The 26,169-nt window shown below is 71.0% G+C and carries 25 protein-coding genes, 1 pseudogene and 1 riboswitch; of the genes and pseudogenes, 10 read left to right on the top strand and 16 right to left on the bottom strand.

Annotated elements, in window-relative coordinates:
* Nucleotides 1-139 precede the first annotated feature (139 nt).
* On the bottom strand, nt 140-1,282 hold the full coding sequence (locus tag GTY47_RS19620; RefSeq protein ID WP_010048954.1) for a glycosyltransferase family 4 protein: 1,143 nt from the start codon (nt 1,280-1,282) through the stop codon (nt 140-142).
* 118 nt (nt 1,283-1,400) lie between these two features.
* On the opposite strand from GTY47_RS19620, the gene GTY47_RS19615 reads away from it, so the two are divergent.
* Nucleotides 1,401-2,639, top strand: a complete 1,239-nt coding sequence (locus GTY47_RS19615) for a glycosyltransferase family 87 protein (RefSeq protein WP_029181810.1) — start codon at nt 1,401-1,403, stop codon at nt 2,637-2,639.
* Here the strand turns inward: GTY47_RS19615 and GTY47_RS19610 are convergent.
* Nucleotides 2,597-3,922, bottom strand: a complete 1,326-nt coding sequence (locus tag GTY47_RS19610; RefSeq protein WP_010048952.1) for an MATE family efflux transporter — start codon at nt 3,920-3,922, stop codon at nt 2,597-2,599. The genes GTY47_RS19615 and GTY47_RS19610 overlap by 43 nt on opposite strands.
* A 106-nt stretch (nt 3,923-4,028) precedes the next feature.
* Here GTY47_RS19610 and GTY47_RS19605 point away from each other — a divergent pair, with 106 nt between their 5' ends.
* Complete coding sequence (locus GTY47_RS19605; protein WP_010048951.1) at nt 4,029-4,559, top strand: PadR family transcriptional regulator; 531 nt, start codon at nt 4,029-4,031, stop codon at nt 4,557-4,559.
* A gap of 33 nt (nt 4,560-4,592) precedes the next feature.
* Here GTY47_RS19605 and GTY47_RS19600 read toward each other — a convergent pair whose 3' ends face one another.
* The 5 genes from GTY47_RS19600 to GTY47_RS19580 form a co-directional block, all read right to left on the bottom strand.
* Nucleotides 4,593-5,777: a hypothetical protein gene (locus GTY47_RS19600; RefSeq protein ID WP_029181809.1), complete on the bottom strand. Its 1,185-nt coding sequence runs from the start codon at nt 5,775-5,777 to the stop codon at nt 4,593-4,595.
* Between the two features lie 33 nt (nt 5,778-5,810).
* Nucleotides 5,811-6,824 carry a C40 family peptidase gene (locus tag GTY47_RS19595; protein ID WP_010048948.1) on the bottom strand — a complete coding sequence of 338 codons (1,014 nt, stop codon included), beginning with the start codon at nt 6,822-6,824 and terminating at the stop codon, nt 5,811-5,813.
* Between the two features lie 196 nt (nt 6,825-7,020).
* Entirely contained in the window at nt 7,021-8,061 is a 1,041-nt protein-coding gene (locus GTY47_RS19590) for a C40 family peptidase (RefSeq protein ID WP_010048947.1), read from the bottom strand.
* Nucleotides 8,062-8,306: 245 nt separating this feature from the next.
* Complete coding sequence (locus GTY47_RS19585) at nt 8,307-9,656, bottom strand: NYN domain-containing protein (RefSeq protein WP_010048944.1); 1,350 nt, start codon at nt 9,654-9,656, stop codon at nt 8,307-8,309.
* A gap of 37 nt (nt 9,657-9,693) precedes the next feature.
* Nucleotides 9,694-9,933 carry a hypothetical protein gene (locus tag GTY47_RS19580; RefSeq protein WP_010048941.1) on the bottom strand — a complete coding sequence of 80 codons (240 nt, stop codon included), beginning with the start codon at nt 9,931-9,933 and terminating at the stop codon, nt 9,694-9,696.
* A gap of 159 nt (nt 9,934-10,092) precedes the next feature.
* Between GTY47_RS19580 and GTY47_RS19575 the strand changes: the two genes are divergently transcribed.
* The 7 genes from GTY47_RS19575 (at nt 10,093) to GTY47_RS19545 (ending at nt 16,342) form a co-directional block, all read left to right on the top strand.
* Nucleotides 10,093-10,845, top strand: coding sequence for a rhomboid family intramembrane serine protease (locus GTY47_RS19575; protein ID WP_010048938.1), 753 nt, complete (start codon nt 10,093-10,095; stop codon nt 10,843-10,845).
* Nucleotides 10,842-11,123 carry an Lrp/AsnC ligand binding domain-containing protein gene (locus tag GTY47_RS19570; protein WP_010048935.1) on the top strand — a complete coding sequence of 94 codons (282 nt, stop codon included), beginning with the start codon at nt 10,842-10,844 and terminating at the stop codon, nt 11,121-11,123. Before GTY47_RS19575 ends, GTY47_RS19570 begins: the two co-directional genes overlap by 4 nt.
* 94 nt (nt 11,124-11,217) lie before the next feature.
* A complete protein-coding gene (locus tag GTY47_RS19565; protein WP_029181808.1) occupies nt 11,218-11,538 on the top strand; it encodes a hypothetical protein in 321 nt (106 codons plus the stop codon).
* The gene (locus GTY47_RS19560; protein WP_010048933.1) at nt 11,468-12,979 is read left to right on the top strand and encodes an ATP-binding protein; all 1,512 of its coding nucleotides are present in this window, start codon (nt 11,468-11,470) and stop codon (nt 12,977-12,979) included. The genes GTY47_RS19565 and GTY47_RS19560 overlap by 71 nt, the downstream gene beginning before the upstream one ends.
* Nucleotides 12,976-13,641: a response regulator transcription factor gene (locus GTY47_RS19555; protein WP_010048932.1), complete on the top strand. Its 666-nt coding sequence runs from the start codon at nt 12,976-12,978 to the stop codon at nt 13,639-13,641. Before GTY47_RS19560 ends, GTY47_RS19555 begins: the two co-directional genes overlap by 4 nt.
* Before the next feature lie 57 nt (nt 13,642-13,698).
* On the top strand, nt 13,699-15,114 hold the full coding sequence (locus tag GTY47_RS19550) for an SLC13 family permease (protein ID WP_029181807.1): 1,416 nt from the start codon (nt 13,699-13,701) through the stop codon (nt 15,112-15,114).
* A gap of 10 nt (nt 15,115-15,124) precedes the next feature.
* Entirely contained in the window at nt 15,125-16,342 is a 1,218-nt protein-coding gene (locus GTY47_RS19545) for a glycerate kinase (RefSeq protein ID WP_010048929.1), read from the top strand.
* On the opposite strand, the gene GTY47_RS19540 is transcribed toward GTY47_RS19545, so the two are convergent.
* The 6 genes from GTY47_RS19540 to GTY47_RS19515 all read right to left on the bottom strand — a co-directional run bounded on the left by GTY47_RS19540 (nt 16,297) and on the right by GTY47_RS19515 (nt 23,386).
* Nucleotides 16,297-17,664, bottom strand: a complete 1,368-nt coding sequence (locus GTY47_RS19540) for an aminotransferase class V-fold PLP-dependent enzyme (protein WP_029181806.1) — start codon at nt 17,662-17,664, stop codon at nt 16,297-16,299. The genes GTY47_RS19545 and GTY47_RS19540 overlap by 46 nt on opposite strands.
* A gap of 127 nt (nt 17,665-17,791) precedes the next feature.
* Nucleotides 17,792-17,908, bottom strand: a riboswitch (SAM riboswitch).
* Between the two features lie 66 nt (nt 17,909-17,974).
* Nucleotides 17,975-19,039 (bottom strand): anthranilate phosphoribosyltransferase, encoded by a 1,065-nt coding sequence (gene trpD, locus GTY47_RS19535; protein WP_010048926.1) that lies wholly within the window; start codon nt 19,037-19,039, stop codon nt 17,975-17,977.
* A 138-nt stretch (nt 19,040-19,177) separates the two neighbouring features.
* Nucleotides 19,178-20,800 (bottom strand): cytochrome bc complex cytochrome b subunit, encoded by a 1,623-nt coding sequence (locus GTY47_RS19530; RefSeq protein WP_010048924.1) that lies wholly within the window; start codon nt 20,798-20,800, stop codon nt 19,178-19,180.
* The gene (locus GTY47_RS19525) at nt 20,797-21,879 is read right to left on the bottom strand and encodes a Rieske 2Fe-2S domain-containing protein (RefSeq protein ID WP_010048922.1); all 1,083 of its coding nucleotides are present in this window, start codon (nt 21,877-21,879) and stop codon (nt 20,797-20,799) included. The genes GTY47_RS19530 and GTY47_RS19525 overlap by 4 nt, the downstream gene beginning before the upstream one ends.
* Nucleotides 21,876-22,688 (bottom strand): cytochrome c, encoded by an 813-nt coding sequence (locus GTY47_RS19520; protein ID WP_029181805.1) that lies wholly within the window; start codon nt 22,686-22,688, stop codon nt 21,876-21,878. Before GTY47_RS19520 ends, GTY47_RS19525 begins: the two co-directional genes overlap by 4 nt.
* Before the next feature lie 77 nt (nt 22,689-22,765).
* Complete coding sequence (locus tag GTY47_RS19515; protein ID WP_010048918.1) at nt 22,766-23,386, bottom strand: heme-copper oxidase subunit III; 621 nt, start codon at nt 23,384-23,386, stop codon at nt 22,766-22,768.
* Between the two features lie 145 nt (nt 23,387-23,531).
* Between GTY47_RS19515 and GTY47_RS19510 the strand changes: the two genes are divergently transcribed.
* Nucleotides 23,532-23,933, top strand: a complete 402-nt coding sequence (locus tag GTY47_RS19510; protein WP_010048916.1) for a hypothetical protein — start codon at nt 23,532-23,534, stop codon at nt 23,931-23,933.
* Nucleotides 23,934-24,008: 75 nt separating this feature from the next.
* Here GTY47_RS19510 and GTY47_RS19505 read toward each other — a convergent pair whose 3' ends face one another.
* The 3 genes and pseudogenes from GTY47_RS19505 to GTY47_RS19495 all read right to left on the bottom strand — a co-directional run.
* Nucleotides 24,009-25,262 carry an Ig-like domain-containing protein gene (locus GTY47_RS19505; protein ID WP_010048912.1) on the bottom strand — a complete coding sequence of 418 codons (1,254 nt, stop codon included), beginning with the start codon at nt 25,260-25,262 and terminating at the stop codon, nt 24,009-24,011.
* Between the two features lie 131 nt (nt 25,263-25,393).
* Nucleotides 25,394-25,792 (bottom strand): cytochrome c oxidase subunit 4, encoded by a 399-nt coding sequence (locus GTY47_RS19500; RefSeq protein WP_010048910.1) that lies wholly within the window; start codon nt 25,790-25,792, stop codon nt 25,394-25,396.
* Nucleotides 25,789-26,169, bottom strand: a pseudogene (locus GTY47_RS19495) (cytochrome ubiquinol oxidase subunit I); the annotation flags it as partial. The gene GTY47_RS19500 and the pseudogene GTY47_RS19495, both read right to left, overlap by 4 nt.

Raw genomic sequence — 26,169 nt, 5'->3', positions numbered from 1 at the left:
CTAACGACGAATCTCTGACTCAGGTCACTAGTGGGGTGCCGCTTGATCGTTGCGGGCGGGTGCGGGTCGTGTGTGGCCTGTCGCGCCCACGCGGCGGAGCCGCACATCGATACAGCCCCGCGCCCCTGAGGGAAGACAACTACAGCAAGTTCTTCAGGTGCTCCGCGAGGAGGTCCCAGCGCCACTTCTCCTCGACCCACTCGCGGCCCCGCTCGCCCATCCTGCGGCGCAGCTCGGCGTCTGCCAGGAGGGTCGTGATGCGGTCGGCCGCCTCCTCGGGGGAGCCACCGCGCACCACCCAGCCGGTCTCGCCGTCCAGGACCGCGTCCGGGGCGCCGCCCGAGTCGCCGGCCACGACGGGCAGCCCGGTCGCCGACGCCTCCAGGTAGACGATGCCGAGGCCCTCCACGTCCAGGCCGCCGCGGCGGGTCCGGCAGGGCATGGCGAAGACGTCACCGGCGCCGTAGTGGGCGGGCAGCTCCGCCCAGGGCACCGGGCCCGTGAAGCGGACGGAGGCGGCGACGCCCGTGTCGTGGGCCAGCCTGCGGAGGTCCTTCTCGTACGGGCCGCCTCCGACGATCAGCAGCACGGCGTCCGGCTCGGCCGCCAGGATCCGGGGCATGGCCCGGATCAGGGTGTCCTGGCCCTTGCGCCGCACCAGCCGGGAGACGCACACCACCACGGGGCGGTCCGTCAGGCCGAGCCTCGCCCGGATCTCGTCGCCGCCCGAGCCGGGGTGGAAGGTCTTCTCGTCGACGCCCGGCGGCAGCTGCGCCATCCGCGCGGCCGCCTGGGGGCTCAGCGCGCCGGCGATCCGGGAGCGCGTGTACTCGCCGAGGTAGGTGATCGTGTCCGTGGAGTCGCCGATCCGGCGCAGCAGTTGCCGGGCGGCGGGCAGTTGGGCCCAGCCGGCCTCGTGGCCGTGCGTGGTGGCGACCAGCCGTTCGGCGCCCGCGCTCCGCAGCGCCGGCGCCATCAGGCCCAGGGGGGCCGCCGCCCCGAACCACACCGACGTGCACCCGTGCTCCCGCAGCAGTCCCACGGCCCGCCGGGTGACACCCGGCGTCGGCAGCAGCATGGTCGTACGGTCCCGTACGACGGTGAAGGGCTGCTCGGCGTCGAAGGCGGCGGTCGCCTCCACGCCCTCCCGGCTCCGCTTCCAGGTCGACGCGTAGACGACCAGCCGCTGCGGATCCAGCCGCAGCGCCATGTTGTGCAGAAACGCCTGGATGCCGCCCGGCCGGGGCGGGAAGTCGTTCGTCACGATCAGGGTCTTGCGCACGCCGCCGACCCTACCGAACCGCCCCTCACGACCGTACGCACCGGCAGGTGTGGCACGCTCACAGCCGACGGGGACATCATGGCCTCCTCGACACGGCACGCGGACGGGCAGGGATCTGGTGAGGACGACGGGCGCGAGGCGGTCCCTGGCATGTCTGCCGGTGGTCTGGTGTCTCACGAGGCTGGTGCTGCTGCTGTTCGTGCTGAAGGTGTACGTCTTCCCGGGCCCGGACGTGACGAGCGACGTGTCCGTGATCTACCAGGGCTGGTACGACGTCCTGCGCACCGGAACGTTCCCCCAGGACGACGTCACCTGGCAGTACCCGCCCGCCGCCGCCCTGGCGATCCTCTCCCCCGGCCTGCTGTCCTTCCTGCCCTACGCGACCGCGTTCTTCGTCCTGGTCTGCGTCACCGACCTGGCCGTCCTGGCCCTGCTGACGTACGCGGGCCGGCGCCCCGGCAGGTCGCTGCGCGGCGCCTGGGTGTGGGTGGCGGGCGTGCCGCTGCTCGGGCCGACGGTGTACGCCCGCTACGACGTGATGGTCACGGCGGTGGCCGTGGCGGCGCTGCTCGCGGGCGCCCGGCACCCCAAGGCGATGGGGGCGCTGGCCGCGTTCGGCGCGCTGCTGAAGGTCTGGCCGGCGATGCTCCTCCTGGCGGCCCGCCGCCCCGCCTCCTGGGTGTCGGCGGTGGTGACCGGCATCGCGGTGACGGGCGTGTTCGCCCTGGCCGTGCCGGGCGCGTTCGCCTTCCTGACCTTCCAGCGCGACCGGGGCACCGAGGTCGAGTCGCTGGGCGCGCTGGTCTTCCATGTCGCCCGGCACTTCGGCTGGCAGGGCGAGGTGCGGCTGAACTACGGCTCGATCGAGTTCCTCGGGCCGTACGTGAGCGAGGTGAGCACGGGCGCGCTGTTCCTGACGGGGGCGGCCTTCGGCTGGCTGGTGCTGTGGCGGCTGCTGGCCCGGCACTTCGAGGAGCACACGGTCGCCGACGCGGCCTTCGTGGCGGTGCTGATGTTCACCACCACCAGCCGGGTGATCAGTCCGCAGTACATGGTGTGGCTGGTCGGGCTGGCCGCGGTCTGCCTGTACTTCCCCGGGAGCCGGATGCGGCTGCCGGTCGGGCTCGTCCTGGTGGCGTGTTTCGTGACGGTGCTGGAGTTCCCGCTCTACTTCGCCAACGTGGTGGCCAGTGACGGCCTCGGCCTGACCCTGCTCTTCCTGCGCAACGGCCTGCTGGTCGCCGCCACGCTCCTCGCGGCCCGCGCCCTGTGGCGTGCGACGGTGCCGCGCACGGTTCCCGCTCCCGTCCCCGCTCAGCCCACCACCCGCACCGACGAGACACCGGTCTCCACCTGAGCCGGGTCCCGCCGGAACAGCACGCCCGCCAGCGCACACTGCACCGCCGTCGCCCCCGCCAGCGCGAGGCACACCCCGGGCAGTCCGAGCCCCGTCAGGCCGTACGCGAGCGCCAGTTGCAGAGCCGTCCCGAGCACGGTGACGCGCAGCAGCCCCGGGGCGTTCCCGCTGCCCTCGAAGACCCCGCCGAGCGCGATGAGGCAGGCCATCAGCAGCAGGTAGGGCCCGACGCAGCGCAGGAACAGCACGCCCTCGCGCGCGACCCCGGGTCCGGCACCGAAGGCGGCCATGAGCCACGGGGCGGCGGCGGCCAGCAGGACGGCCGCGGTGAGGCCGATGACTCCGGAGACCAGCACCGCCTGCCGTCCGATCTCCCGGCGCTCGTCCCTCCCCTCACCGCGTGTGTGCGCGGTGTGGATGGACGCGGCCTGGCGCACGGCGTAGAAGGCCATGGTCGCCACGTACATGACCTTGTAGGCGATCGAGTACGCGGCCACCGCCGTCACCCCGAGCCGCGCCACGATCGCGACCAGGGCCAGGGCGCCCGTCTGCCGCACGGTGAAGTCGGCGGACATGGGCAGGCCGGTCGTCAGCGTCCGGCGCAGGGAGACGGCCAGGGGCTCGGCCGGTGCCGTGTCACGGGCGCTCCGCAGCAGTGCGGTGCGCCGGACCGCGACAAGCCCGGCCCCGAGCGCCACGGACCGGCACAGCACCGTGGAGGCGGCGGCGCCCTGGACGCCGTGGAGATGGATGAGGAGCGGGTCGAGGGCCAGGATCAGGCCGTTGGAGAGCAGGGCGAGCCGCATCGGGGTTCTGGTGTCGCCGGTGCCCTTGAGGATGCCGTCGACGAGTTGCTGGGCGAAGAAGACGGCCATGCCGGGCATGGAGAGCGTGAAGTAGGCGACGGCGAGCGGGAGCGCGGCGCCGTCGGACCCGCCCAGCACCAGCCGGGCCAGCGGTTCGCGGCCGAGCAGGCCGCCCACCACCACCAGGGGCGTCACCAGCGCCCACAGCGCCCAACCGCCGCGCACGGCCGCCCGTACGGCCGAGGGGTCGCGGGCGCCCCGGGCGTGGGCGACGAGCACGGTCGTGCCGGAGCCGAAGACCAGGGCGATGCCGAGCAGCACGTTCTCCGTGGTGGTCGCCACGGCCACGGCGGCCACGGCAGGTCCGCCCAGCCGGGCGACCCAGACGGTGTTGATGATCCCGGCGGCGACGGACGCCAGGAGCGAGAAGTAGACGGGGCGGGCGAGCTGGAGCAGCTGCGAGCGGTGGGCGTTCACGGTGACTGTCCCCCCCGGGTCCTGGTGAACCGCGATTCGAGCTAGCTCGTTTCGAGGTAGCTCGATAAGAGGTAGCATGGGACCTCACGCACCCGCAAGGAGGACCATGCTGGAGCTGTCGATCCTGGGCTTCCTGGCCGAGGAGCCGCTGCACGGATATGAGCTCAAGGAGCGCATCAAGGCGCTGACCGGGCATGTCCGGCCGGTGAGCGACGGCGCGCTCTACCCGGCGATCACCCGCCTGGTCGGGGCGGGCCTGCTCGACCAGCGCACCGAGCCCGGCGCGAGCGCGGCCCCGCGCCGGATCCTCGCCCTCACCGGCAAGGGCCGCGAGGAGTTGCTGGAGCGGCTGCGCCGTCCGAAGCAGACCGAGATCACCGACCAGGTCCGCTTCAACACGGTCCTGGCGTTCCTGCGCCACCTGCCCGACCCGCACGAGCAGGCCGCGGTGCTGCGCCGCCGGCTGGACTTCCTTGAGACCCCGGCGAGCTTCTTCTACGCGTCGGGCAAGCCGGTCCGCGCCGAGGAGACGGACGACCTGTTCCGCCAGGGCGTGCTGCGGGTCGCCCGGGCGACGGGCGAGGCGGAACGCACCTGGCTGCGGGAGGCCATCGCGCTGCTGGAACAGCCGGGATGAAGCCGCAGACGGCCCCGTCCGGCCCCGGCTCGGTCAGCCCAGCTGAACCCGCAGATAGTCCCGCCACTCCCCCGTGAAGGCCTCCGGCGTCGTCCCCAGCACATCGCGCATGGCCTCCTCCACCGCCCCGGCCCTCTTCCGGTGCTCCCCGACGGCCCGGTAGAACGCGCCCAGCCGGGCCTCGCCCCAGCGGTCGGCGATCAACCGGCACGCCGTCCAGCCGCTCTCGTAGGCCCGGGCCAGGCGGCTCGCGTCGCCGGTGAAGCCGAAGTCCCCGTCGTCCGGGAGGGCGGCCGGGATCTCGCCCTGCGTCACGGCGCGGGACAGTTCGGGCGCGGCCTCGCGCGGTGTGCGGCCGGCGGCCCGGTAGCCGACCCAGTCGGCATAGCCCTCGGACAGCCAGAGCGGGGTGGCGGGGGTGGTGTGGTCGCGGGTGGCGACATGGGTCGTCTCGTGGGTGACGACGACCTGCTCGCCGAGGGTGCCGAGGAGTGCGAACGCGTCCGGGTTGACGATGATGCGGTCCGCGGGCGCCCGCGCCGGTGCCCCCGTCTCGCCGGTGGTGACCGCCGCGATCCCGCGGTAGGCGGAGGCGGGTGAGCCGAGCAGCCCCGCCATCCCCTCCAGCGACTTCGGGACGAGCAGGACGACGCGCCGGCCCCAGTCGGTGCCCCACGCCTCCGAGACGGCGGGCACCGCGCGGTCGGCCAGGTCGGCGAAGCCGCGCAGCGACCGGCCGGACCGCCCGACACCGAGCACCAGGCTGCGCTCGCCGCGGACGACCTGGACGGCCCCCTGGTCCCACAACTGCTGGGCGGACTTCCTCGCGGGCCGGTCGGCATCGACGGACCACCGCCCGTCCGCGTCGCGGCTCAGCCGCAGAGTGCGGGCCGCGGTCACCGGCGCCCGGTCGTACCCCGCGACGCGGTAGCGCAGTTCGGCGTCGGCGGTGGCCGTGTCGCCGCTGCGGTGCAGGCCGGTCACGCGGTACGACCAGTCGGCCAGGGGCAGCGCGCGCACGTGGGCGAAATCCGCCTCCGTGCCCGTGCGGGCGTAGGCCCGCTCGTCGTGGTCGAGGACCGCGGCGGCCCGCCGGTCGAGGAGCCGCTGGACGTCGGCCGTGGCGCTGTCGGCGGCGGGCCGGCCGCCGCATCCGGCCAGGAAGACGAGCAGCAGAACGAGCGCCACCACCGGGGACCCCGACCTTCGACCAGCCACGTTCCCGATCGTACGGGCGCCGGGCCGCGCCGGTCAGACCCTGGTGACCGACGAGACGGGCATCATCCCGACCGGGTCGTAGCGCACGGGCGCGCCGGGGTAGGGCGCGTGGATGACCTGGCCGTTGCCCATGTACATCCCGACATGGCTGGCGTCGGACCGGTAGACGACCAGGTCACCGGGGCGTGCCTCGGACAGCGGGACCTGCCGGCCGGCGTGCCGCTGGGCCTGCGAGGTGCGCGGCAGAAAGACCCCGGCCTGCGCGTACGACCACTGCGTCAGGCCCGAACAGTCGAAGCCGGAGGGGCCGTTGGCGCCCCAGATGTAGGGCCTGCCGAGCACGCTGCGGGCGGCGGCGACGGCGGCGGCTCCGCGTCCCGAGGCGGCGGTGGCGCCGCCGAGGTCGGGGAAGCCGTCGCGGCCGGAGCGGGAGGCGCGGCCGTAGGCGTCGCGCTCGCTGTCCGGAAGGGAGTTGAGCAGCCGCCGGGCCGTGGCGAGCTTGTGCTCGACGGTCTTCTTGTGGGCGGCGACGGCCTTGCGGCTCTTCTCCAGTTCGCGGAGCTTGCCGGCGGCCTCCTCGCGGTCCTGGGCGAGTTCGCGCATGGCCTCCTGAAGCTCCTTCAGCTGACCGGCCTGGTGGGCGGTGATGCGGTCCAGCCGGGAGGCCTTGTCCAGGTACTCGTCCGGGTCGTCGGAGAACAGCAGGGCGAGGGACGGGTCGATGCCGCCCGACCGGTACTGGGCACCGGCGAGCGAACCGAGCGACTCCCGCATGGAGTTGATGCGCTGCTGCTGCCGGGCGACCCGGTCCTGGGCGGCGCCGACCTCGTCACGCAGTTCGTCGGCGCGCTCGTCGGCCTCGTTGTAGGCCTCGGTCGCCTTCTCGGCCTGCTCGTAGAGGCGGTCCACCTCGGCCCGGGTGTCGTCGTACGGTGCGGCCACGGTCGGTACCGCGCCCAGGGCGGCGGCCGCGACGGAAAGGAAGCTGACCGCGACACTGGCGCCCCGGTCGAACCCGGACGGTGCAAGGCGGCGATGGGACCCCACGGGAAGCCGCTCTCCTTCCGCTGGCGGACTAGGAAACGCGGCAGACAGTAGCCCCGCGACGGGGGGCCGCCAACGACCATCCGTGGGTGTGCGGCACGACGCCCCGCCAGTGACGCAGGTCACTGGCGGGGCGCGGGCTCAGTCGAGGCTGTCGTGATTCGCCCGAACGGCGGAACAGCGGACGTCGTGCGGAACGTCAGACGCGGACGCCGAACATGAACGGGCCGCCGATGGTGTCCATCGACTCGTAGCGGACGACCGTGCCGGTGCGCGGGGCGTGGATGATCTGCCCGTTGCCGGCGTAGAGGCCGACGTGGTGCAGGTCGTTGAAGAAGAAGACCAGGTCGCCGACCTTGAGCTGGCTGACCGAGTAGATCTTGGTGCCGATCTGGGCCTGCGCCTCGGAGGTGCGCGGGATCTGGACGCCGGCCGCGGCGTACGCCCGGGAGGTGAGGCCGGAGCAGTCGAAGGAGCTCATGCCCGTGGCGCCGTAGACGTAGGGCTTGCCGAGCTGGCTCTGCGCGAAGGCGAAGGCCGCGGCGGCCCGGCCGGAGCCCGGCGGGACGTTGCCGGTGAGGGCGTCGCGCTCGCTGTCGCGGCTGGCGCGGTCCTGCTCGGCGGCGAGTGCCGCCTTCTCGGCGGCGGTGAGGCTGTTGAGCAGCTTCTGCGCGGAGGCGAGCTTGCCCTGGACTTCCTTCTTCTTCTTGCCGAGTTCGGCGCGGGTGGAGGCGAGGTCCTTGAGCTTCTCGGAGGCCTCGGCGCGCTCCTGGGCGAGTTCGCGCTGCTTCTCCTGGACCTTCTTCAGCGCCTCGACCTGCTGGCTGCTCAACTGGTCGAGCGTGGAGGCCTTGTCGAGGTAGTCGTCCGGGTTCGCGGAGAGGAAGAGCTGGACGGAGGGGTCGATGGATCCGGTCCGGTACTGCGACGCGGCCGCGAGGCCCAGGCTGTCGCGCAGCTCGTTGAGCTCCTCCTGGCCGCGGGCGACGTTGTCCTGGATGGTGGAGATCTCCTTCTGGAGCTTCTCCTGCTTCTCCTTGGCCCCGTTGTACTTCTCGGTGGCCTGCTCCGCCTGCTCGTAGAGCTTGTCGACCTTGGCCTTGACCTCGTCCTTGCTCGGCTTCTCGCTGGGGGCGGCGTTGGCGGCCTGCGAGCTGAAGGCGACGGCAGCGGCAGCGGCGGTGGTCAACACGGTCACACGTGCGCGGCTCGGCTGCTTGGGACGACGGTGGGACGCCACGGGTGAAAAGCTCCTTCTGGCTCCTCCGCCGTCTCTCCCGATGAGTGATCACCCGAGCGGAGGTTCGGCCTGACCCTAGTGACCTTCCTGTGATCAGTTCAAATCCTCAGCTGAAAAATTGCGTCACGGTGAGCCATCTTTTCATCTTGACTCACAGGCGGTGAGCCCCATTTGACGCAACGTGGCACACAGACCTCGCGAATTCGGGCATGAAGCCCGTAAGTTACGCATGGTGCGAAGGGCCGCTAGGACCGCGAAAGGCGCTTCAGCAGCATCGCCGAGGCCACCGGGCGGGCGCCCGCGCGGGCCACGCCGTCGGCGACCTCACGGTCGGTGGAGGCGACGATGACCGGCCGGCCGGGCGGTTCGGCGCGCACCAGCTGGCGGATCAACTCGTCCGCGGTGACGCCAGGCTTCGAGAACAGCACCCGCACGCCGCGCGGTGGCGCGAGCAGTACCGGAGCGGCCAGTTCGGCCCCGTCGAAGACGCAGGTCACCTCGGCGCCGCTCTGCGCCGCCAGTTGTGAGAGCTGCCCCAGCAGCCGCAGGCGCTGCTTCTCCAGCGGCATCTGCGGATAACCCGTCTTGGTGACGTTGTAGCCGTCGACGACCAGATGGGCCTGCGGCAGCGCCAGCAGCTGGTCGAGGACCTGCGGGTCGTGCTCGGACAGGGCGCGGGCGGCGATGTCCTTGGGGCTCATCCGGCCCGGCTCGACGGCGTCCACGGTCTCGGCGGGCCGGACGGACACCGGTGGCAGGGCCAGTTCGCGCCGGAGCCCTTGGGTCGCGTCCAGCAGGGTGTCCAGCAGCAGCCGTACCCGCATGTCCTCGACACTGCGGCCCTCGCGCGCAGCCCGGCGCGTCGCCTCCAGCGCGGCCTCGGTCTCCCCCAGCCGGGCCTTGAGCCGCCGGGTCTCGCTCTCGGCGGCGGACACCTGGGCCTGCCCCTCGGCGCGGACGGCCTCGATCTCGCCGTGCGCCTTGCGCAGGGCGGCCTCGCCGCGCTTGACGTCGCTGAGGGCGGCGCGGAGCTTGCGGTGCAGCGACTCGGCTTCCTTCTTGGCCGATTCCAGCTCCGTGCGCAGCCGCTCCGTCTCGGCCCTGGTGTGGTCACGGGCCCGGTCGAGCTCGGCGCGCAGCCGCTCCAGCTCGGCCCGGTTCTCCTCGTCGGCGCGCTCGGCGTCGGCCCGCTGGGCCTCCTCACCGGCGGCGGTCACCAGCTTCACCCAGCCCAGGGGCCGCAGTACGTAGGCCGCGGCCGCCACGTCGAGCGGGTCCGCGGCCGGGGGCGGGGAACCTGAGTCGAGGGCGCCGGTCAGTTCCGGCTGGGTCTCTCTGAGCTTCTCCCCGATGCGCTGCCGGAACAGCGGGTCGGTCTCCAGCGCCGCGGCCATGGCGTTGCCGGCGAACTTGGCGCGGCGGTTCGGGGCGAACCGGGCGTACTGCCTGAGCTGCGCGGGCAGCTCGCCGACCGTCAGCGAACCGAAGCCGTCGGAGACGATCTGGACGACCCTGCGGCGCACGCCGTCGGGCAGCGGACGGTCGAGCACCTCAGCGGCGCCGTCGCCCGGCCCCCCGCCTGTGGTCTCCACCATCCGTCACACCCCAATGCCTGTGCGGGGCCAGCTCCCCTCAGGAGCCGGCACCCGGCCTGTCCACGAGTTCCACCTGGTCCACCGCGTTGCACCAGCGGCAGCGCACCGACTCGATGGTCTCACTGAGCACCTCGCGCTCCTCGACCTTCGGCTCTCCGGCCAGGTCGAGGTGGACGTACTCGACGACCTTCGACGAGCGGGTCACGTCGAACCTCGTGAGGTTGCCGCAGAGGGTGCAGCGCCACCGCGTGGAGGCGGTCGGCAGGGGAACCGTCATCGTGACCTGTTCTCTTTCCTTCTAGTGTCCGTGACGCCACCGGCATCCCCGGTGCGTGTGGCTCGTAACCCTACGGCCTGGCGGGTCGTCGCCGCCCACGCGTCCACGGCGGCGAGGCGGTCCGTACGGTTGCGTCCGGTTACGTCATGCTCTGTGTCCATGATCAGCAAGTGGAGGGCGTCGATCGTGCGGGCCGGCAGATCGGTCCGGGGCTCGTCGGCGCCGATGACGTACTCACTGATCGCCCTGTGCTGCGCGGTCTTCCTGGTCGGCCCCGCCTCGGGCCTCGGCCCGGCGTACGGCACGGGCGACGAGCTGCTCGCCGCGCAGCGGGCCTATTTCCGGCGCTGGGGCGTGATCCCCGCAGAACTGTTCGAGGGGTCCGCCGGATCGGCCCTCACCCCCGCGACGGCCCTCTTCGTCCACGGCAGCTGGGTGCACCTGCTCGGCAACATGCTCTTCCTCTACGTCTTCGGGGCGATGACCGAGGAACGGATGGGCCGGGTGCAGTTCATCCTGTTCTACGTCGGCTGCGGCTACCTGGCCCTGCTGGGCTACGCCGTCGCCAACGCGGACTCCGAGCAGTCCCTGGTCGGTGCCTCGGGGGCGATCTCGGCGGTCCTCGGTGCGTTCCTCTACCTGTTCCCCCGGGCCAGGGTGACCAGTCTCCTGCCGTTCCTCTTCTTCCTGCCGGTGCGCTTCCCGGCCTGGGTCGTGCTGCCGTTCTGGGCGGCGCTCCAGTGGCTGGCGGCGGGACGGGCCTCGGACGGGCCGGGCGTGGCCTACCTCGCGCACCTGGTGGGCTTCGGCCTCGGCTTCGGCTACGCCTCGGTCCGCTACGGCCGCCCGACCAGCCCTACTAGAGTGAAGGCCGCCCCTGCTCCGGCCCCCGAGGGAGAGAACCAGCCGTGATCACCGCGATCGTCCTCATCAAGACCAGCGTGGACCGGATCCCCGAGATCGCGGAGTCGATCGCCGCGCTGGACAACGTCAGCGAGGTCTTCTCCGTCACCGGCACCTACGACCTGATCGCGATGGTCCGGGTGAAGGACCACGAGGACCTGGCGGAGGTCATCCCCGGCCGGATCAGCAAGATCCCCGGAGTGGAGGGGACCGACACGCACGTGGCGTTCCGTACCTACTCGCAGCACGATCTGGAAGCGGCGTTCTCGATCGGGCTGGACAACTGAAGGCCCGCTTCTGATCGGATGCCGGACGCCGGATGAAGAGTTCTTCATCCGGCCCTCATCCTTCTCGCCGTGTTCCCGGCCAAAGATCGGGCACATGGCTTTCACACGTCGTATGGCGGCCCTGTCCGCCGTCGTTCTGATCCCGCTGGGCATCGCGGCGACCAGCTTCGCGCTCTCCGACAGCCCCGAGCCGCCGAAGGTCCCGTCCGAGGTGGTGCTGGACAGCGGCTCCCCCACGCCCGAGCCCACGCCCACACCCGAGCCCGAACCGACGCCCGACCCGTCCCCGGACGACGAGGTCGTGCCGCGGCAGCCGGTGACCGACAGTCCCACGATGGATGACGATGACGACGACCACGGCCAGGGCGCCGGAGACGACGGGCCGGACGACGACGGCACCGGCGACACCAACTGACCCGGCCCGCCGGCGGATCACCGCCCGGGTCCGCATCCTGCTGTGGTTGCTGCTCGTCATGGCGGTCGCCCTCGTCGAGGTCACGACGACCACCCGCTCCCTGCTGATGCGGGACATGGACAACCGGATCAACCGCCTGCTCACCCAGGAGGCCGGGGAGTTCGCCGGCTTCGAGGAGCGGGGCAAGGACCCGGAGACGGGCCGTCCGTTCGCCAGTGCGGACCGCCTGCTGACCGTCTTCCTGCAGCAGCAGAACCCCGATGCCGACGAGGAACTGATCGGCCTGGTGCGCGGGACGGACGGCGCTCTCGCCCAGATCCGGCAGCAGGGCGGTGTCGGCGCCGGGCTGCCCCTCTACCGGGACGCCGAGGCCAGACGCCGCATCTTCGACTCGCCCGACTCCACCGGCACCCTGCACCGGCCGCAGGGCGAGATCCGGTGGGCCAAGGTCACCGTGGCCCGCGCGGGAGCCGAGCCGGACGCCGCGTTCGTCGTGGCCATCCACCCGGAGCGTGAGCGGGAGTGGGTGAACACGGTGTTCCGCACCCTGCTCATCATCTCCGGCGTCGCCCTGCTGCTCACCACGGGCATCGCCTGGGTGGTCGCCGGACGCATCCTCAGGCCGGTCCGACTGGTGCGCACCGCCGCGGCAGAGATCACCGAGCAGGACCTCACCCGGAGGATCCCGGTGCACGGCAACGACGACATAGCGGCTCTCGCCGAGACGTTCAACGGCATGCTCGACCGGCTGGACCGGGCCTTCGCCGCGCAGCGCGAGTTCGTCGACGACGCGGGCCACGAGCTGCGCACCCCGATCACCATCGTGCGGGGCCATCTGGAGGTCATGGGCGACGACCCGGCGGAACGCGAGGAGACGGTCCGGCTGGTCACCGACGAACTCGAGCGGATGAGCCGCATCGTCGAGGACCTGCTGGTGCTCGCCAAGACCGAACGGCCCGACTTCGTCGTCCACGAGCCGGCCCAGGTCGCCGAACTCACCGCCGACGTCTTCGTCAAGGCCCGCACCCTGGGCGAGCGCGACTGGCGGCTCGCCGAAGTCGCCGACGTGGAAGCCGAACTGGACTTCCAGCGAATCACCCAGGCCATGGTGCAGCTCGCGCAGAACGCCGTGCAGCACACCACGCCCGGCCAGGCCATCCGCATCGGCTCCCGGATCGCCGGCCCGCACCTGGAGCTGTACGTCGCCGACTCGGGCCCCGGTGTCCCGCCGCAGGACGCCGAGATCATCTTCGAACGCTTCCGGCGGGCCACCTCCCGGCGCGGAACACGCGGCTCCGGCGCCGGACTCGGGCTCGCCATCGTCAAGGCCATCGCCGAGGGCCACCACGGGCGGGTACGGCTGTCCGGCTCCCCCGGCGGCGGCGCCACCTTCACCCTCGTCCTGCCCGCTCCCCAGGTACCGGAAGGCCATCCCACGTGAACCGCATCCTCATCGTCGAGGACGAGGAGCGCATCGCCTCCTTCGTCGAGAAGGGCCTGCGCTCGAACGGATTCACCACGACCGTCGTCACCGACGGCGACGCCGGCTACGAGTACGCCCTGACCGGCGGCTTCGACCTCGTCGTCCTGGACATCAACCTGCCCGGCCGCGACGGCTTCACGATCCTGCGCGAGCTGCGTGAGGCGCGGGTGACCACCCCGGTGATCGTGCTGACCGCCCGGGACTCCGTACGGGACGCGGTGGCCGGACTGGAGGGCGGCGCCGACGACTGGATGACCAAGCCGTTCCGCTTCGAGGAACTGCTCGCCCGGGTGCGCCTGAGGCTGCGTACGGCGGCCCGGGCGCCTGAGGTCACCGTGCTGAGGGCCGGCTCGCTGAGCCTGGACCTGCGCACCCGGCGGGCCAGGGCCGAGGAGCGGACCGTCGACCTGACGGCACGTGAGTTCGTGCTGCTGGAGCTGTTCCTGCGGCATCCGGGACAGGTGCTGTCCCGCGAGCAGATCCTGTCCCACGTGTGGGGCTACGACTTCGACCCCGGTTCCAACATCGTGGACGTCTACGTCCGGACGCTGCGCAAGAAGCTGGGCGCGGAGCGGGTGGAGACCGTGCGCGGGATGGGGTACCGGCTCCCCACCGGGTGAAGTTCCTTTCATGTTCGGCTCATCGACGGCTCACCGCCCGGATGAACCCTCGATGACGTGACATGGAACCCACGAGCTCTCACCGCCCTGTGCGTGGCGCTGTCGCTGTGCGCCCTGCTGGCGGTCCCCTCGAACTTCCCGGGGCTCGGCGGCGACGCCCGCTTCACCCTCGTCGTGTTCGTCCTGGCGACCTGTGCGTGGATCGGGACGTCGATCGACGACACGTACATCGCGCTGGGTGCCGCGCTGGCCCTCACGGTGACGGGTGTGATCAGCAACGACACCCTGTTCGGCACCCTCGGTGACTCCACGGTGTGGCTGCTGATCTGCGCGTTCGTGCTGGCGGCGGCGGTCGCCCGGACCGGGCTCGCCGGCCGGGCGGCGGTCTTCCTGGTCAGCGGCGCGCGCACCGTGCGGCAACTCGTGCACCTGACGACGGCCGCCCTGGTCGTCACGGCGTTCGCGGTCCCGGCCACCTCCGGCCGGGCGGCGCTCGCACTGCCGGTGTTCCTGGCCCTCGCCAAGGTCCTCGCCGACCGGAAACGACTGGTCGTGATGCTGGCGCTGCTGTTCCCGACGGTGATCCTGCTGTCGGCGGTGGCGACCCTGATCGGGGCGGGCGCGCATCTGATCACCGTGTCGGTGCTGTTCGAGGCGACCGGGGAGCACATCGGCTTCACCGAGTGGCTGCTGCTGGGCCTTCCACTGGCCGTGGTGTCGTCCCATCTGGCCGCCGAGCTGGTGCTGCTGACCATGACCCGCCGCGAGGACCGGCGCGGAGCCGTGCACATCACCGCCGAGCAGATCCAGCAGCACAGTGAGCAGGCGGTCGCCGGCCCCTGGACGTCGGCCGAGAAGCGCTGTGCCCTGCTGCTCGCCACGGTCGTGCTGCTGTGGTGCAGCGAGCCGCTGCACCGCCTGCCGCCCGCGATCGTGGCGCTGATCGGCGCGGTCGTGGCCTCCTCGCCCGCCCTGGGCACCGTACGCCTGAAGGACGCGCTGAAGACCGTCCCCTGGTCGCTGCTGCTGTTCATGGCGGCGACGATGGCGATGGGTGTCGCGCTCGCCGACTCCGGAGCGGCGAAGTGGCTGGTCTCCGGGCTGCCGACGAACGAGGCCCCGGTGGTGTTCCTGGCGATCGTGGTCGCCGTCAGCACGGCGGCCCACCTGGTCCTCCAGTCCCGCTCGGCCCGCTCCTCGGTCCTGGTCCCGCTCGTCGTGGCCGCCTCCGTCGGCGTCGGGGTCAACCCGGTCACCGCCGCGCTCGCCTCCACCGCCGCCGCCGGCTTCTGCCACACGCTGCCCGCCTCCGCCAAGCCGGTCACGCTCTTCTCGCAGCTCCCCGGCACCCCCACCTACGCCCCGCGCGACCTGCTGCGGCTGTCCGCCTTCCTGGCCCCCCTGACCGCCGCTCTCGTCCTGCTCTTCGCCGTCGCGGTGTGGCCGCTGCTCGGCGTGTCCGTCACCCGTTAAGGAGCCCTCCATGCTGAACCGTGTCGTCGTAGCCCCCAGCGGCTTCAAGGAGTCCCTGTCCGCGGAGGCCGCCGCCGACGCCATCGCGGCCGGCGTACGCCGTGTCCTGCCCGACGCCGAGCTCGACCTCGTCCCGCTGGTGGACGGCGGTGAGGGCACGGCCGTCGCCCTGGCCGCCGCGACCGCGGGCAAGGTCGTCACCGTGCCCGCGACCGGCCCGGTCGGGGAGACCATCGCCGCCCACTTCGCCCTCCTGGGCGACGGCGACACCTCCGTGGTGGAGATGGCGGCGGTCGCGGGTCTCTCCCTCGTCCCGCGCGACCTGCGCGACCCGGGCGCCACCACCACCTACGGCGTCGGCGAGCTGATCCGCTCCGCGCTCGACCGGGGCGTCCGGCGGATCCTCGTCGGCTGCGGCGACTCGGGCACCTCCGACGGCGGCGCGGGCGCGCTCCAGGCGCTCGGGGCCCGGCTGCTGGACGAACAGGGCGAGGAACTCCCCGTCGGCGGCCGGGAGCTGACCCGGCTGCACCGCGTCGACCCGAGGGGCCTGGACGCACGGCTGGCGGACGTGGAGCTGCTCGTCGCCTGCAACCCGTACAACGTGCTGTGCGGCGAACGGGGCGTGGCCCGGGTCTTCGGGCCGCAGAAGGGCGCGACGCCCGAGCAGGTCGAGCAGCTGTCGGCCGGACTGGAGAACTGGGCCTTCGTCCTCACCCGCGACGTCGCCGTCCCGGACACCAACCTCCGGTACGGTCCCGGAACCGGAGCCTCCGGCGGCCTGGGCGCCGGCCTCGCCGCCCTCGGCGCCCGCCTCCTCCCCCGCTTCGACGTGCTGCTGGACCACCTCGACCTGGACGCCCGGCTGGCCCGCGCCGATCTGGTCGTCACCGCCGAGGGCGCCCTGGACCACCAGACGCCGCGCGGCAAGGTGCCCGCCGAGGTGGCCCGCCGGGCCAAGCTCCACGGCCGCCCGGTCCTGGCCCTGGCCGGCACGCTCGGCGAGGGCGCGCACCAGGTGCCGGGCGTGGATGCCTGCCACGGCATCCTGCCCGCCCCGATGGAGCTGGCCGAGGCGCTGCTCCGCGCGAGCGAACTGCTCACCGACGCCACGGAACGCGCCCTGCGGATGATCGTCCTCGGTACGCGGCTACCCGTGGTCTCCGAGGCCTCCCAGGCCGTTCAGGCGGACCTGTCCGGCACGCAACGCCCGTCCTCCGTGCGGTAGTTCCACCGCGCCCCGTCCGTCACGAGCTCCTTCACGGCCCGCACGAACCGCTCCACGTGCTCGTCCGGCGTGCCCGCACCGAAGCTCACGCGGATGGCGTTGAGGGACTTCTCGCCGGGAGCCGCCTCCGGTGAACCGCACTCGCCCTGCGTCTGCGGGTCGTTGCCGAGCAGCGTGCGCACCAGCGGATGGGCGCAGAACAGCCCGTCCCGCACGCCGATGCCGTACTCGGCGGAGAGCGCGGCGGCGAAGTGCGAGCTGTTCCAGCCCTCGACGACGAAGGAGAGCACACCGACGCGCGGGGCGTCGTCCCCGAACAGGGACAGGAACCGCACCTGAGGGACGTCGGCGAGCCCGTCCCGCACCTTCCCCACCAGGTACTGCTCGCGGGCGACGAGGGTGTCGAAGCCCGCCTCCGTCAGCGCCTTGCAGGCGGAGGCCACGGCGTAGGCGCCGATGACGTTGGGCGATCCGGCCTCGTGACGGGCGGCGCTCTCGTGCCACTCGACGTCCACTCCCCCGTCCGTGCGCCGGGTGACCTTGCGGCTGGCGCCGCCGCCCGCGAGGTACGGGTCGGCCTCGCGCAGCCAGTCGGCCCGCCCGGCCAGCACGCCGGAGCCGAAGGGCGCGTACAGCTTGTGCCCGGAGAAGGCGACCCAGTCGACGTCGAGGTCCCGGGCGGACACGGGGTGGTGCGGGGCCAGCTGGGCGGCGTCGAGCACGATCCGGGCGCCGTGGGCGTGCGCTGCCGCCGCGAGTTCCCGAACGGGCCACAGCTCGCCGGTGACGTTCGAGGCGCCGGTGACGCAGACGAGGGCCGGCCCGTGGGGCTCGCGGTCGGCGAGGGCCCGCTTAAGGGTCTCGACGGCCTGGCGGGGGCTGCGCGGGGCGTCGAGGTACGTGACGCGGGCGTCGCGCCAGGGCAGCAGGGAGGCGTGGTGCTCGGTCTCGAAGACGAAGACCTGGCAGCCGGCCGGGAGCGCGGCGGCGAGGAGGTTGAGGGAGTCGGTGGTGGACCGGGTGAAGACGACCTGGTCGTCGTCCCGGCAGCCGAGGAACTCCGCGACCGTCCGGCGGGCGTTCTCGAACAGGTCGGTCGACAGCTGGGAGAGGTACCCGGCGCCGCGGTGGACGCTGCCGTAGTACGGCGCGTAGGCGGCGACGTCGTCCCAGACCCGCTGGAGCGCGGGGGCGCTGGCGGCGTAGTCGAGCGCGGCGTAGGTGACCTCGCCGCCGGTCACGAGCGGAACGGTGACATCCCGTCCCAGAACGGGCAGCGGTGCACAAATGGACGGGGCGGTGGCAACGGTGGAGACGGACATGGCTGACTCCCGTGAGAGACCTGGGGTGGAGAGAAAGAGGGTGTGCGGAGGCGGGGCTCTGCGGCCCTAGCGCATTCGCTTGCTCACGGAAGACTCCTCGACGACCAGGACCCCTGGTTTCGTGAGGGGTCCGCGCTTGCCGTAGACCTCGCTGCCTACGGCCTGGTCTTCACCCGGGGCACCCCGCCACGGACGGAGGGTTGCCGGACAGTCGGCCGGGGCCTCATGACTGTCACTCATGACCTGTGCAGGAACGTACGGGAATGATCGAGGTCCCGCAACCCGCGTCCGGATTGCGGGACACCCCGCGCTACGCGTTGCTCGCCGCCACCCACCGCTCCAGGGTCCGCTTGGCGGCCCCGGAGTCGATCGATGCGGCCGCCTTCGCCATGCCGGCGCGGATCTGCTCGGCGAGCGTCCCCGGGCCGGGTTCGAGGGCCACCAGGGCCGCCGCCGAGTTCAGCAGGACCGCGTCGCGGACCGGGCCCGTCTCGCCGTCCAGCAGACGGCGGGCGACCTCCGCGTTGTAGGAGGCGTCCGCCCCGCGCAGGGCCTCCACGGGGACGAGTTCGAGGCCCACGTCGCGCGGGTCGAAGGCCTCCTCGGTCACCTTGCCGTCGCGGACGACCCACACTCTGGACGTGGCGGTGGTGGTCAGTTCGTCGAGGCCGTCGTCACCCCGGAAGACCAGGGACGAGTGGCCGCGCTCGGCGAAGACGCCCGCGACGATCGGTGCCATGCGCGGGTCCGCGACACCGACGGCCTGGGCCCGCACCTTCGCGGGGTTGGTCAGCGGACCGAGGACGTTGAAGATCGTCCGGATGCCCAACTGGCCGCGTGCCGCGCCCGCGTGGCGCATCGCCGGGTGGAACTTCGCCGCGAAGCAGAAGGTGATCCCGGCCTCCTCGGCGACCTGGGCCACCCGGTGCGTCGGCAGCTCCAGATTGACGCCGAGCTTCTCCAGCACGTCCGACGCCCCGGACGCCGACGACGCCGCGCGGTTGCCGTGCTTGACGACCTTCGCACCGGTGCCGGCGATGACGATCGCCGACATCGTGGAGATGTTGACGGTCTTCGCCCCGTCGCCGCCCGTGCCGACGATGTCGACGGCCGGGCCCGGCACCTCGATCACGTTGGCGTGCTCGTACATGGCACGGACGAATCCGGCGATCTCCTCGACGGTCTCGCCCTTGGCCCGCAGCGCCACCACGAGTCCGGCGATCTGGGCGTCCGTCGCCTCGCCGCGCATGATCAGGTCCATCGCCCACGCGGTGTCGTCGGCGGTCAGGTCCCGGCGGTCCAGCAGACCGTTCAACAGCAGGGGCCAGGAGCGGCCCGCCGCGGTGTCGCCTCCAGCGGGGGTCACAGCGCTCATAAGCCGCTCCAGGGTCAGGCGTCCCGCACTACGGGACGAGAGTCTCAACGAGGTCCACCCTATCCAGCCACGGGACACGGCGAAGGGCCCCGTCCGAACACCGGACGGGGCCCTTCGCGTGGCGTGGCGAAGCAGTGATCAGTGGTGGCCGTGGCCGCTCGTGATCTCCCGGTACTCCTCGACGGTCGGCTTCGGGATCTGTGCTCCCTCGCCGTAGTAGGACTCGCTGAGCTTGGCGCGGAGCTTCTCGGAGCCCTTCACCTTGCGCTCGACACCGTTCTCGTCCACCGTCGGACCGATCTCGACCGGCTGGTACTGCTCGTGTGCCGTGAGCGTGTACATCTGCTCCTGGCTGAGCGGCTCGTGCACCTCGATGAACTCACCGTGCGGCAGGCGCTTGATGATGCCCGACTCGCGGCCGTGCAGCACCTTCTCCTTGTCCCGGCGCTGGAGGCCGAGGCAGATGCGCTTGGTGATGATGAACGCGATGGCCGGCCCGGCGAAGAACCCGATCCGGACGAACCAGGTGACCGCGTTGATCGACAGGTGGAAGTGGGTGGCGACGATGTCGTTGCCACCGCCGATCAGCATGATCATGTAGCCGGTGACCCACGCGACACCGAAGGCGGTGCGCGTCGGGGCGTTGCGCGGCCGGTCCAGGATGTGGTGCTCGCGCTTGTCCCCGGTGACCCACGACTCGATGAACGGGTAGAGGGCGATGATCCCGAGGAACAGGCCGAAGAGGACCAGCGGGATGAACACGCCGAGGACGAGCGTGTGACCCCAGAAGTTGATCTCCCAGCCCGGCATCGCCCGGACCAGACCCTCGGCGAAGCCCATGTACCAGTCGGGCTGTGCTCCGGTCGACACCTGGTCGGGCCGGTAGGGGCCCAGGACCCAGATCGGGTTGACGGTCGCGATGCCGGCGAGGGCCGCGATGACACCGAAGACCAGGAAGAAGAAGCCCCCGGCCTTGGCCATGTAGACCGGCAGCAGCGGCATGCCGACGACGTTCTTGTTGGTCCGGCCGGGACCCGCGAACTGCGTGTGCTTGTGGTAGAAGACCAGGATCAGGTGACCGACCACGAGCCCGAGCATGATGCCCGGCAGCAGCAGGATGTGGATCGAGTAGAACCGGGCGACGAAGTCGGTGCCCGGGAACTCCCCGCCGAACAGGAACATCGAGATGTACGTGCCGACGATCGGCACGGACAGGATCGCGCCCTGCGTGAAGCGGACACCGGTGCCGGAGAGCAGGTCGTCCGGGAGCGAGTAGCCGGTGAAACCGGTGAACATGCCCAGGACGAACAGCAGGAAGCCGAACAGCCAGTTGATCTCGCGCGGCTTGCGGAACGCGCCGGTGAAGAAGACGCGCATCATGTGCACGAACATGCCGGCGAGGAAGATGATCGCCGCCCAGTGGTGGATCTGCCGGATGAGCAGACCGCCGCGCACGTCGAAGCTGATGTCCAGCGTGGAGGCGAACGCCTCCGACATCAGCTGCCCCTGGAGCGGGACGTAACTGCCGTGGTACTCCACCTCGTTCATCGACGGGTGGAAGAACAGCGTCAGGTACACACCCGTGAGGATGATGATGATGAAGCTGTAGAGGCAGATCTCACCCAGCATGAAGGACCAGTGGTCCGGGAAGATCTTGCGCATGTTGGCCTTGGCCAGGGAGTAGATCCCCAGGCGGCCGTCGGCCCAGTCGGCGACCCGCTCTCCGGCGGGCGCCTTGCGGCGTGTCTGTGCAGTGCTCATCCGCGCTCCCAGAAAGCAGGGCCGACGGGCTCTTCGAAGTCGCCGAGCGCCTCGAGGTAGCCCTCGTCGTTCACGCCGATGCGGAGCTGCGGCAGGGCGTGACCAGCGGGACCGAAGATCACTCGGGCACCGTCGGAGAGGTCGAAGGTGGACTGGTGGCAGGGGCAGAGCACGTGGTGCGTCTGCTGCTCGTACAGGGAGATCGGGCAACCGACGTGGGTGCAGATCTTCGAGTACGCGACGATGCCCTCGTGCGACCACTCGAGCTCGCGCTTGTCCTTGATGTTCTCCGGCTGGATCCGGACGATCATCAGGGCGGCCTTGGCGATCTCGTTCTGGAACTCGTGGTCGTGCTCCTCCAGGCCCTCGGGCTTGGCGAAGGTCAGCGAGCCGACCGCGACGTCCGACGGACGCAGCGGCTCGTTCGTGTTCATGTTGACGAGCAGCTTGCCCTTGGACCAGAGCGTGTGACGCAGCTTGTCCTCGGGCAGCGGGCCGAGGTCGCGCAGCAGCACGACACCGGAGAGCGGCACCAGCGTGAGCGCGCCGAACATGGTGTTGCGGATCAGCTTGCGGCGGCCGAGCGCGGACTCCTTGGCGCCCTGCTTGAAGTCCGCGAAGACCTTCTCGCGAACCTCGGGCTCCGCCTCGATCGGGTGCCGCTCGTCGGCGATCTCCACGTCCGACATCAGGGTGCGGGCCCAGTGGACCGCGCCCGCGCCGATGCAGAACAGCGCGATGCCGAGGGTCAGACCCAGCGCGAAGTTCAGCGCGCTGATGTGACCCAGCGGGAAGATGTAGACCGACTTGTCGACCGGGATCGCCACGAACGCGGCGATGAAGGCGATGGTGGCCAGCATCGACACCGTGAACAGCAGGGCGACCGAGCGCTCGGACCGCTTGGCGGCCCGCTCGTCGACGTCCTGGATCCGGTGCTCGTGGGGGGGCAGGCCCGGGTCGGCGAACGGGTGCTTCTCGTCCGCGGCGCTCAGCGCGCCGTGCCCGTGCTCGTCAAGTCCTGCGGACTGCTCGGACTGCTCAGCAGGCAGGTTCTCTTCTGGAATGTCTTGGCTACTCATGACTTCTTGGCCTTTGCGGTCCGGGCGGCGACCCACACGGCGACGGCGATCAGCCCGCCGAGACCGAAGATCCAGCCGAACAGGCCCTCGCTGACCGGCCCGAGGCCGCCGAGCTCGAGGCCGCCGGGGCTCTCGGACTTGCTGCTGTTGACCGCGTCCAGGTACGCGATGATGTCCTTCTTGTTCTTCTCCGACAGCGTGGTGTCGGGGAAGGAGGGCATGTTCTGCGGGCCGGTCTCCATGGCCTCGTAGATGTGCTTCGGGGCGACACCCTCAAGGGTCGGCGCGTACTTGCCGTGCGTCAGCGCACCGCCCTTGCCGGTGAAGTTGTGGCACTGCGCGCAGTTGGTGCGGAACAGCTCACCGCCCTTGGCGATGTCGGCACCCTGGGGGCCGTACTGCTCCTCCGTCGGGACGGCGGGGCCGGCGCCCAGCGAGGCGATGTAGGCCGCGAGCTGGTCGATCTCGGCCTGGCTGTAGACGTTCTTCTTCTTGGGGACCTGCGGGCCCTGGGAGGTGGCGGCCGGCATACGGCCGGTGCCGACCTGGAAGTCCACGGCGGCGGCGCCCACGCCCACCAGGCTCGGCCCGTCGGAGGTGCCCTGACCGCCGGTGCCGTGGCAACTGGCGCAGCCGACCGAGTAGAGCTTCTTGCCCTCCTCGATGGTGAGGGACTGGGCGGTTTCGTCGGCCTCAGCCTTGCTCGTGGGTGCGAACACGGCGTACAGCCCCCCGCTGAAGAGCAGCGCGAGGAGTAGGACGACGACCGCCGCCAACGGGTGGCGTCGTCGTGCGGAGAGCTTTTTCACGGATTACCCCGGTGTCAGGATCTTCTGCGTCGGTGCTTCTGGGATGCGTGCCTCGTCGGGCGCGCGCTGCGGTCCCGCTACTTGATCATGTAGATCGTGGCGAAGAGGCCGATCCAGACGACATCGACGAAGTGCCAGTAGTAGGACACGACGATCGCGGCGGTCGCCTGCTCGTGGGTGAACCTCCGGGCCGCGTAGGTCCGGCCCAGGACCAGCAGGAAGGCGATGAGTCCGCCCGTCACATGCAGGCCGTGGAAGCCGGTGGTCAGGTAGAAGACCGAGCCGTACGGGTCGGAGGACAGGGACAGGCCCGCCTCCTTGACCAGCTCGGTGTACTCGAACACCTGACCGCCGATGAAGATCGCACCCATCACGAAGGTGACGATGAACCACATCCGCAGCTTCTTCACGTCACCGCGCTCGGCTGCGAAGACGCCGAGCTGGCAGGTGAGCGAGGAGAGCACCAGGATCGTGGTGTTCGTCGCCGAGAACGGGAAGTTGAGATGGCTGGCCATCTCCTTCCAGTGATCGGGACCCGTCACCGATCGCAGGGTGAAGTACATCGCGAAGAGGGCCGCGAAGAACATCAGCTCGGAACTCAGCCAGATGATGGTTCCGACGCTGGTGAGGTTCGGCCGATTGACCGACGGGTGCGCGTGCCCGGTTTCTACTGTCGTTGCTGTCGCCACGACCGACATTATGTCGGTCGCTTATCCCGCCCTCACTCCGGGGGGTGCCGTTCGGAGTGTCTAAGCCGGTCGTACCGGTGTTGACGTGGTGTTCAAGGGAGTAGCATCCGGCCCAACGGGCCTGTCCTTACGACGCTGACGTCACGGAGGAACAATGCAGCCGACCGCCACGGTGCTGGTCTACAGCGACGACTCCAACACCCGCGAGCAGGTGCGGCTCGCCACGGGACGGCGGCCGGCGCCGGACGTTCCTCTGGTGGAGTTCGTGGAGTGCGCGACTCCGGGTGCCGTGCTCAAGGAGCTGGACCGGGGTGGGATCGACGTCTGTGTGCTGGACGGTGAGGCCGTGCCGATGGGTGGCATGGGGGTCTGCCGGCAGATCAAGGACGAGGTGTTCGACTGCCCGCCGGTCTTGTTGCTCATCGGGCGGCCGCAGGATGCGTGGCTGGCGACCTGGAGTCGCGCCGAGTCCGCGGTGACCCTGCCGGTGGAACCGGTGGAGTTCGCTGCTGCCCTGGCTTCGCTGTTGCGGGAGAGGGCGGCTTTGAACGCCTAGGGGCTCGGGAGTGCCTGTTCATCGGCGGGTGCGGGTGGTCTGTGGCTTGTCGCACAGCTCCCCGCGCCCCTGAGGTCAGACGCTCTGCGGGCGTAGCCGGGCCCTGTCCGCCGGTGTGGGGCCGTCAGGGGTGCCGCCGATCAGGGCGCTGCCGGTGCGCCACTGTTTCCACTCGAGGTTCCAGTCACCGTAGCCGTTGCCGAACGGGGTCATCGACTCGCCGCCGGAGTTTATGACCTTGACGATGTCGCCCTCGCGGACGTTCTCGTAGAACCAGGCGGCGTTCTCGGTGCTCATGCCCGTGCAGCCGTGGCTGACGTTGGCGTAGCCCTGGGAGCCGACGGACCAGGGGGCTGCGTGCACGTACTCGCCGCTGTTGGTGACCCGCACGGAGTGGTGGACGACCAGGTCGTAGAAGTCCGAGGCGCCGATGCTGGCGCTGGTCATGCGGACGGTGCCCTCCTTGGCCAGGACGACCTTGACGCCGTTGCGGGTGTCGTAGCCGGGCCGGCCCGTGGTGACCGGGATCTGCCGGACGATCTCGTCGTTCTTGTAGACGGTCATCTGGTGGGCCGCGGCGTCCGTGACGGCGATGACCTTGTCGGCGGTGCTGAGCGTCAGCGGCTCGGCCTTGCCGCCCCGCATACGGTCGCCGATCTTGATGCCCTCCAGGTTGCTGCGGACCTGGATGGTGGCCTGTGTGGGCCAGTAGTCCTTCGGGCGGTAGTGGAGCTCCTTGTCGTCCACCCAGTGCCAGGCGCCCTCCGTGGCGGGCATGGAGGAGACCTTGAGGGCCCGTTCGACGACGGCCCGCTGGGACCTGTCCTTGACCGGCTGGCTCAGCTCGGCCGTGATGGGCTGGCCGACGCCGTAGGTGCCCGCCTTGGGGCCGAAGGTGACGTCCAGGCGCTTGTTGGTGGTGGGCTTGCCGGTGTCGAAGGTGAGGACCTTGCGGCCGGGCTCCCCGTCCTCGTTCTCGGTGCTCACCCGGACCGTGTAGCTGGCGTTGGCGGCGAGCGGGGAGGTGCTGTGCCAGCGGCTGCCGTCGGCGGCGAGTTCGCCCGCCACGTAGCGTCCTGAGGCGTCGTGGGCCGTGACGTCCGTGATGCGCCCGTCGGAGTCCTCGACGACCTCCAGGGGCTTGTCCGGGTCGGCCTTCTTGCGGCCCTCGGAGGGGGCGTTGAACGAGATCTGGTCCGCCGCGTCGTAGGGGCGGTGGGAGAGCGGGTTGCCGTCGGAGCCGCAGGCGGTGACGCCCGCGCAGAGGGCTATCACCAGCAGCGTGCAGCTGACGACGGTGCGGGGACGGGAGATCGCTGTGTGGCTCATGACCTCACGCTAGGAAGCAGCGTCAACTGCGGCACGCCGGGTGGTTCGTACGAGTGACACGGATTACGGCAAAAGCAGGAGCCCGGACGCTCCTTGCGGAGTGTCCGGGCCCCTGAAGCGCTCGGCTCGTGTTACTGGGTGCGGTTCTCACCGCGGTAGTACTCGAAGACCCAGCCCCAGATGCCGACCAGGATGATCGGCAGCGAGAAGTACATCAGCCACCAGCCGATCGCGATCGACAGGAAGGCGAGGGCGCCGCCGATGGCCAGCGAGAGCGGCTGCCAGCTGTGCGGGCTGAAGAACCCGACCTCGCCGGCGTCGTCCGCGACGTCCGCCTCCTTGTTGTCCTGCGCGCCCACGTCGACCCGCTTGGCCGTGAAGCCGAGGTAGAAGCCGATCATGATGCACAGGCCGAAGGCCAGGAAGAGCGCCGTGGTACCGGCCGGCTCCTTCGACCACACGCCATAGACGACCGCCATGGCGAGGACGAAGACGCTCAGCCACATGAACATCTTGCCCTGGATCTTCACTTGCCGGCCTCCTTGCCACCAGCGATGGCCTTCTCGCCGTGACCGACGTTCTCGAGCTGGTCGAGGGCGGCGATCTCCGGGTGGTGCAGGTCGAACGCCGGGGATTCACTGCGGATCCGCGGCATGGTGATGAAGTTGTGCCGCGGCGGCGGGCAGGAGGTCGCCCACTCCAGGGAGCGGCCGTAGCCCCACGGGTCGTCGACGCCGACCGGCTTGCCGTACTTGGCCGTCTTCCACACGTTGTAGAAGAACGGCAGGATCGACATGCCGAGCAGGAACGAGCTGATCGTCGAGATCGTGTTCAGCGCGGTGAAGCCGTCGGCCGCGAGGTAGTCCGCGTACCGGCGCGGCATGCCCTCGGCGCCCAGCCAGTGCTG

Source organism: Streptomyces sp. SID5464 (assembly GCF_009862985.1).
In the GTDB taxonomy this organism is placed as follows: domain Bacteria; phylum Actinomycetota; class Actinomycetes; order Streptomycetales; family Streptomycetaceae; genus Streptomyces; species Streptomyces chartreusis_D.
The sequence above is the reverse complement of the archived record's forward strand: the minus strand, read 5'-3'. Positions and strand labels throughout refer to the sequence as shown.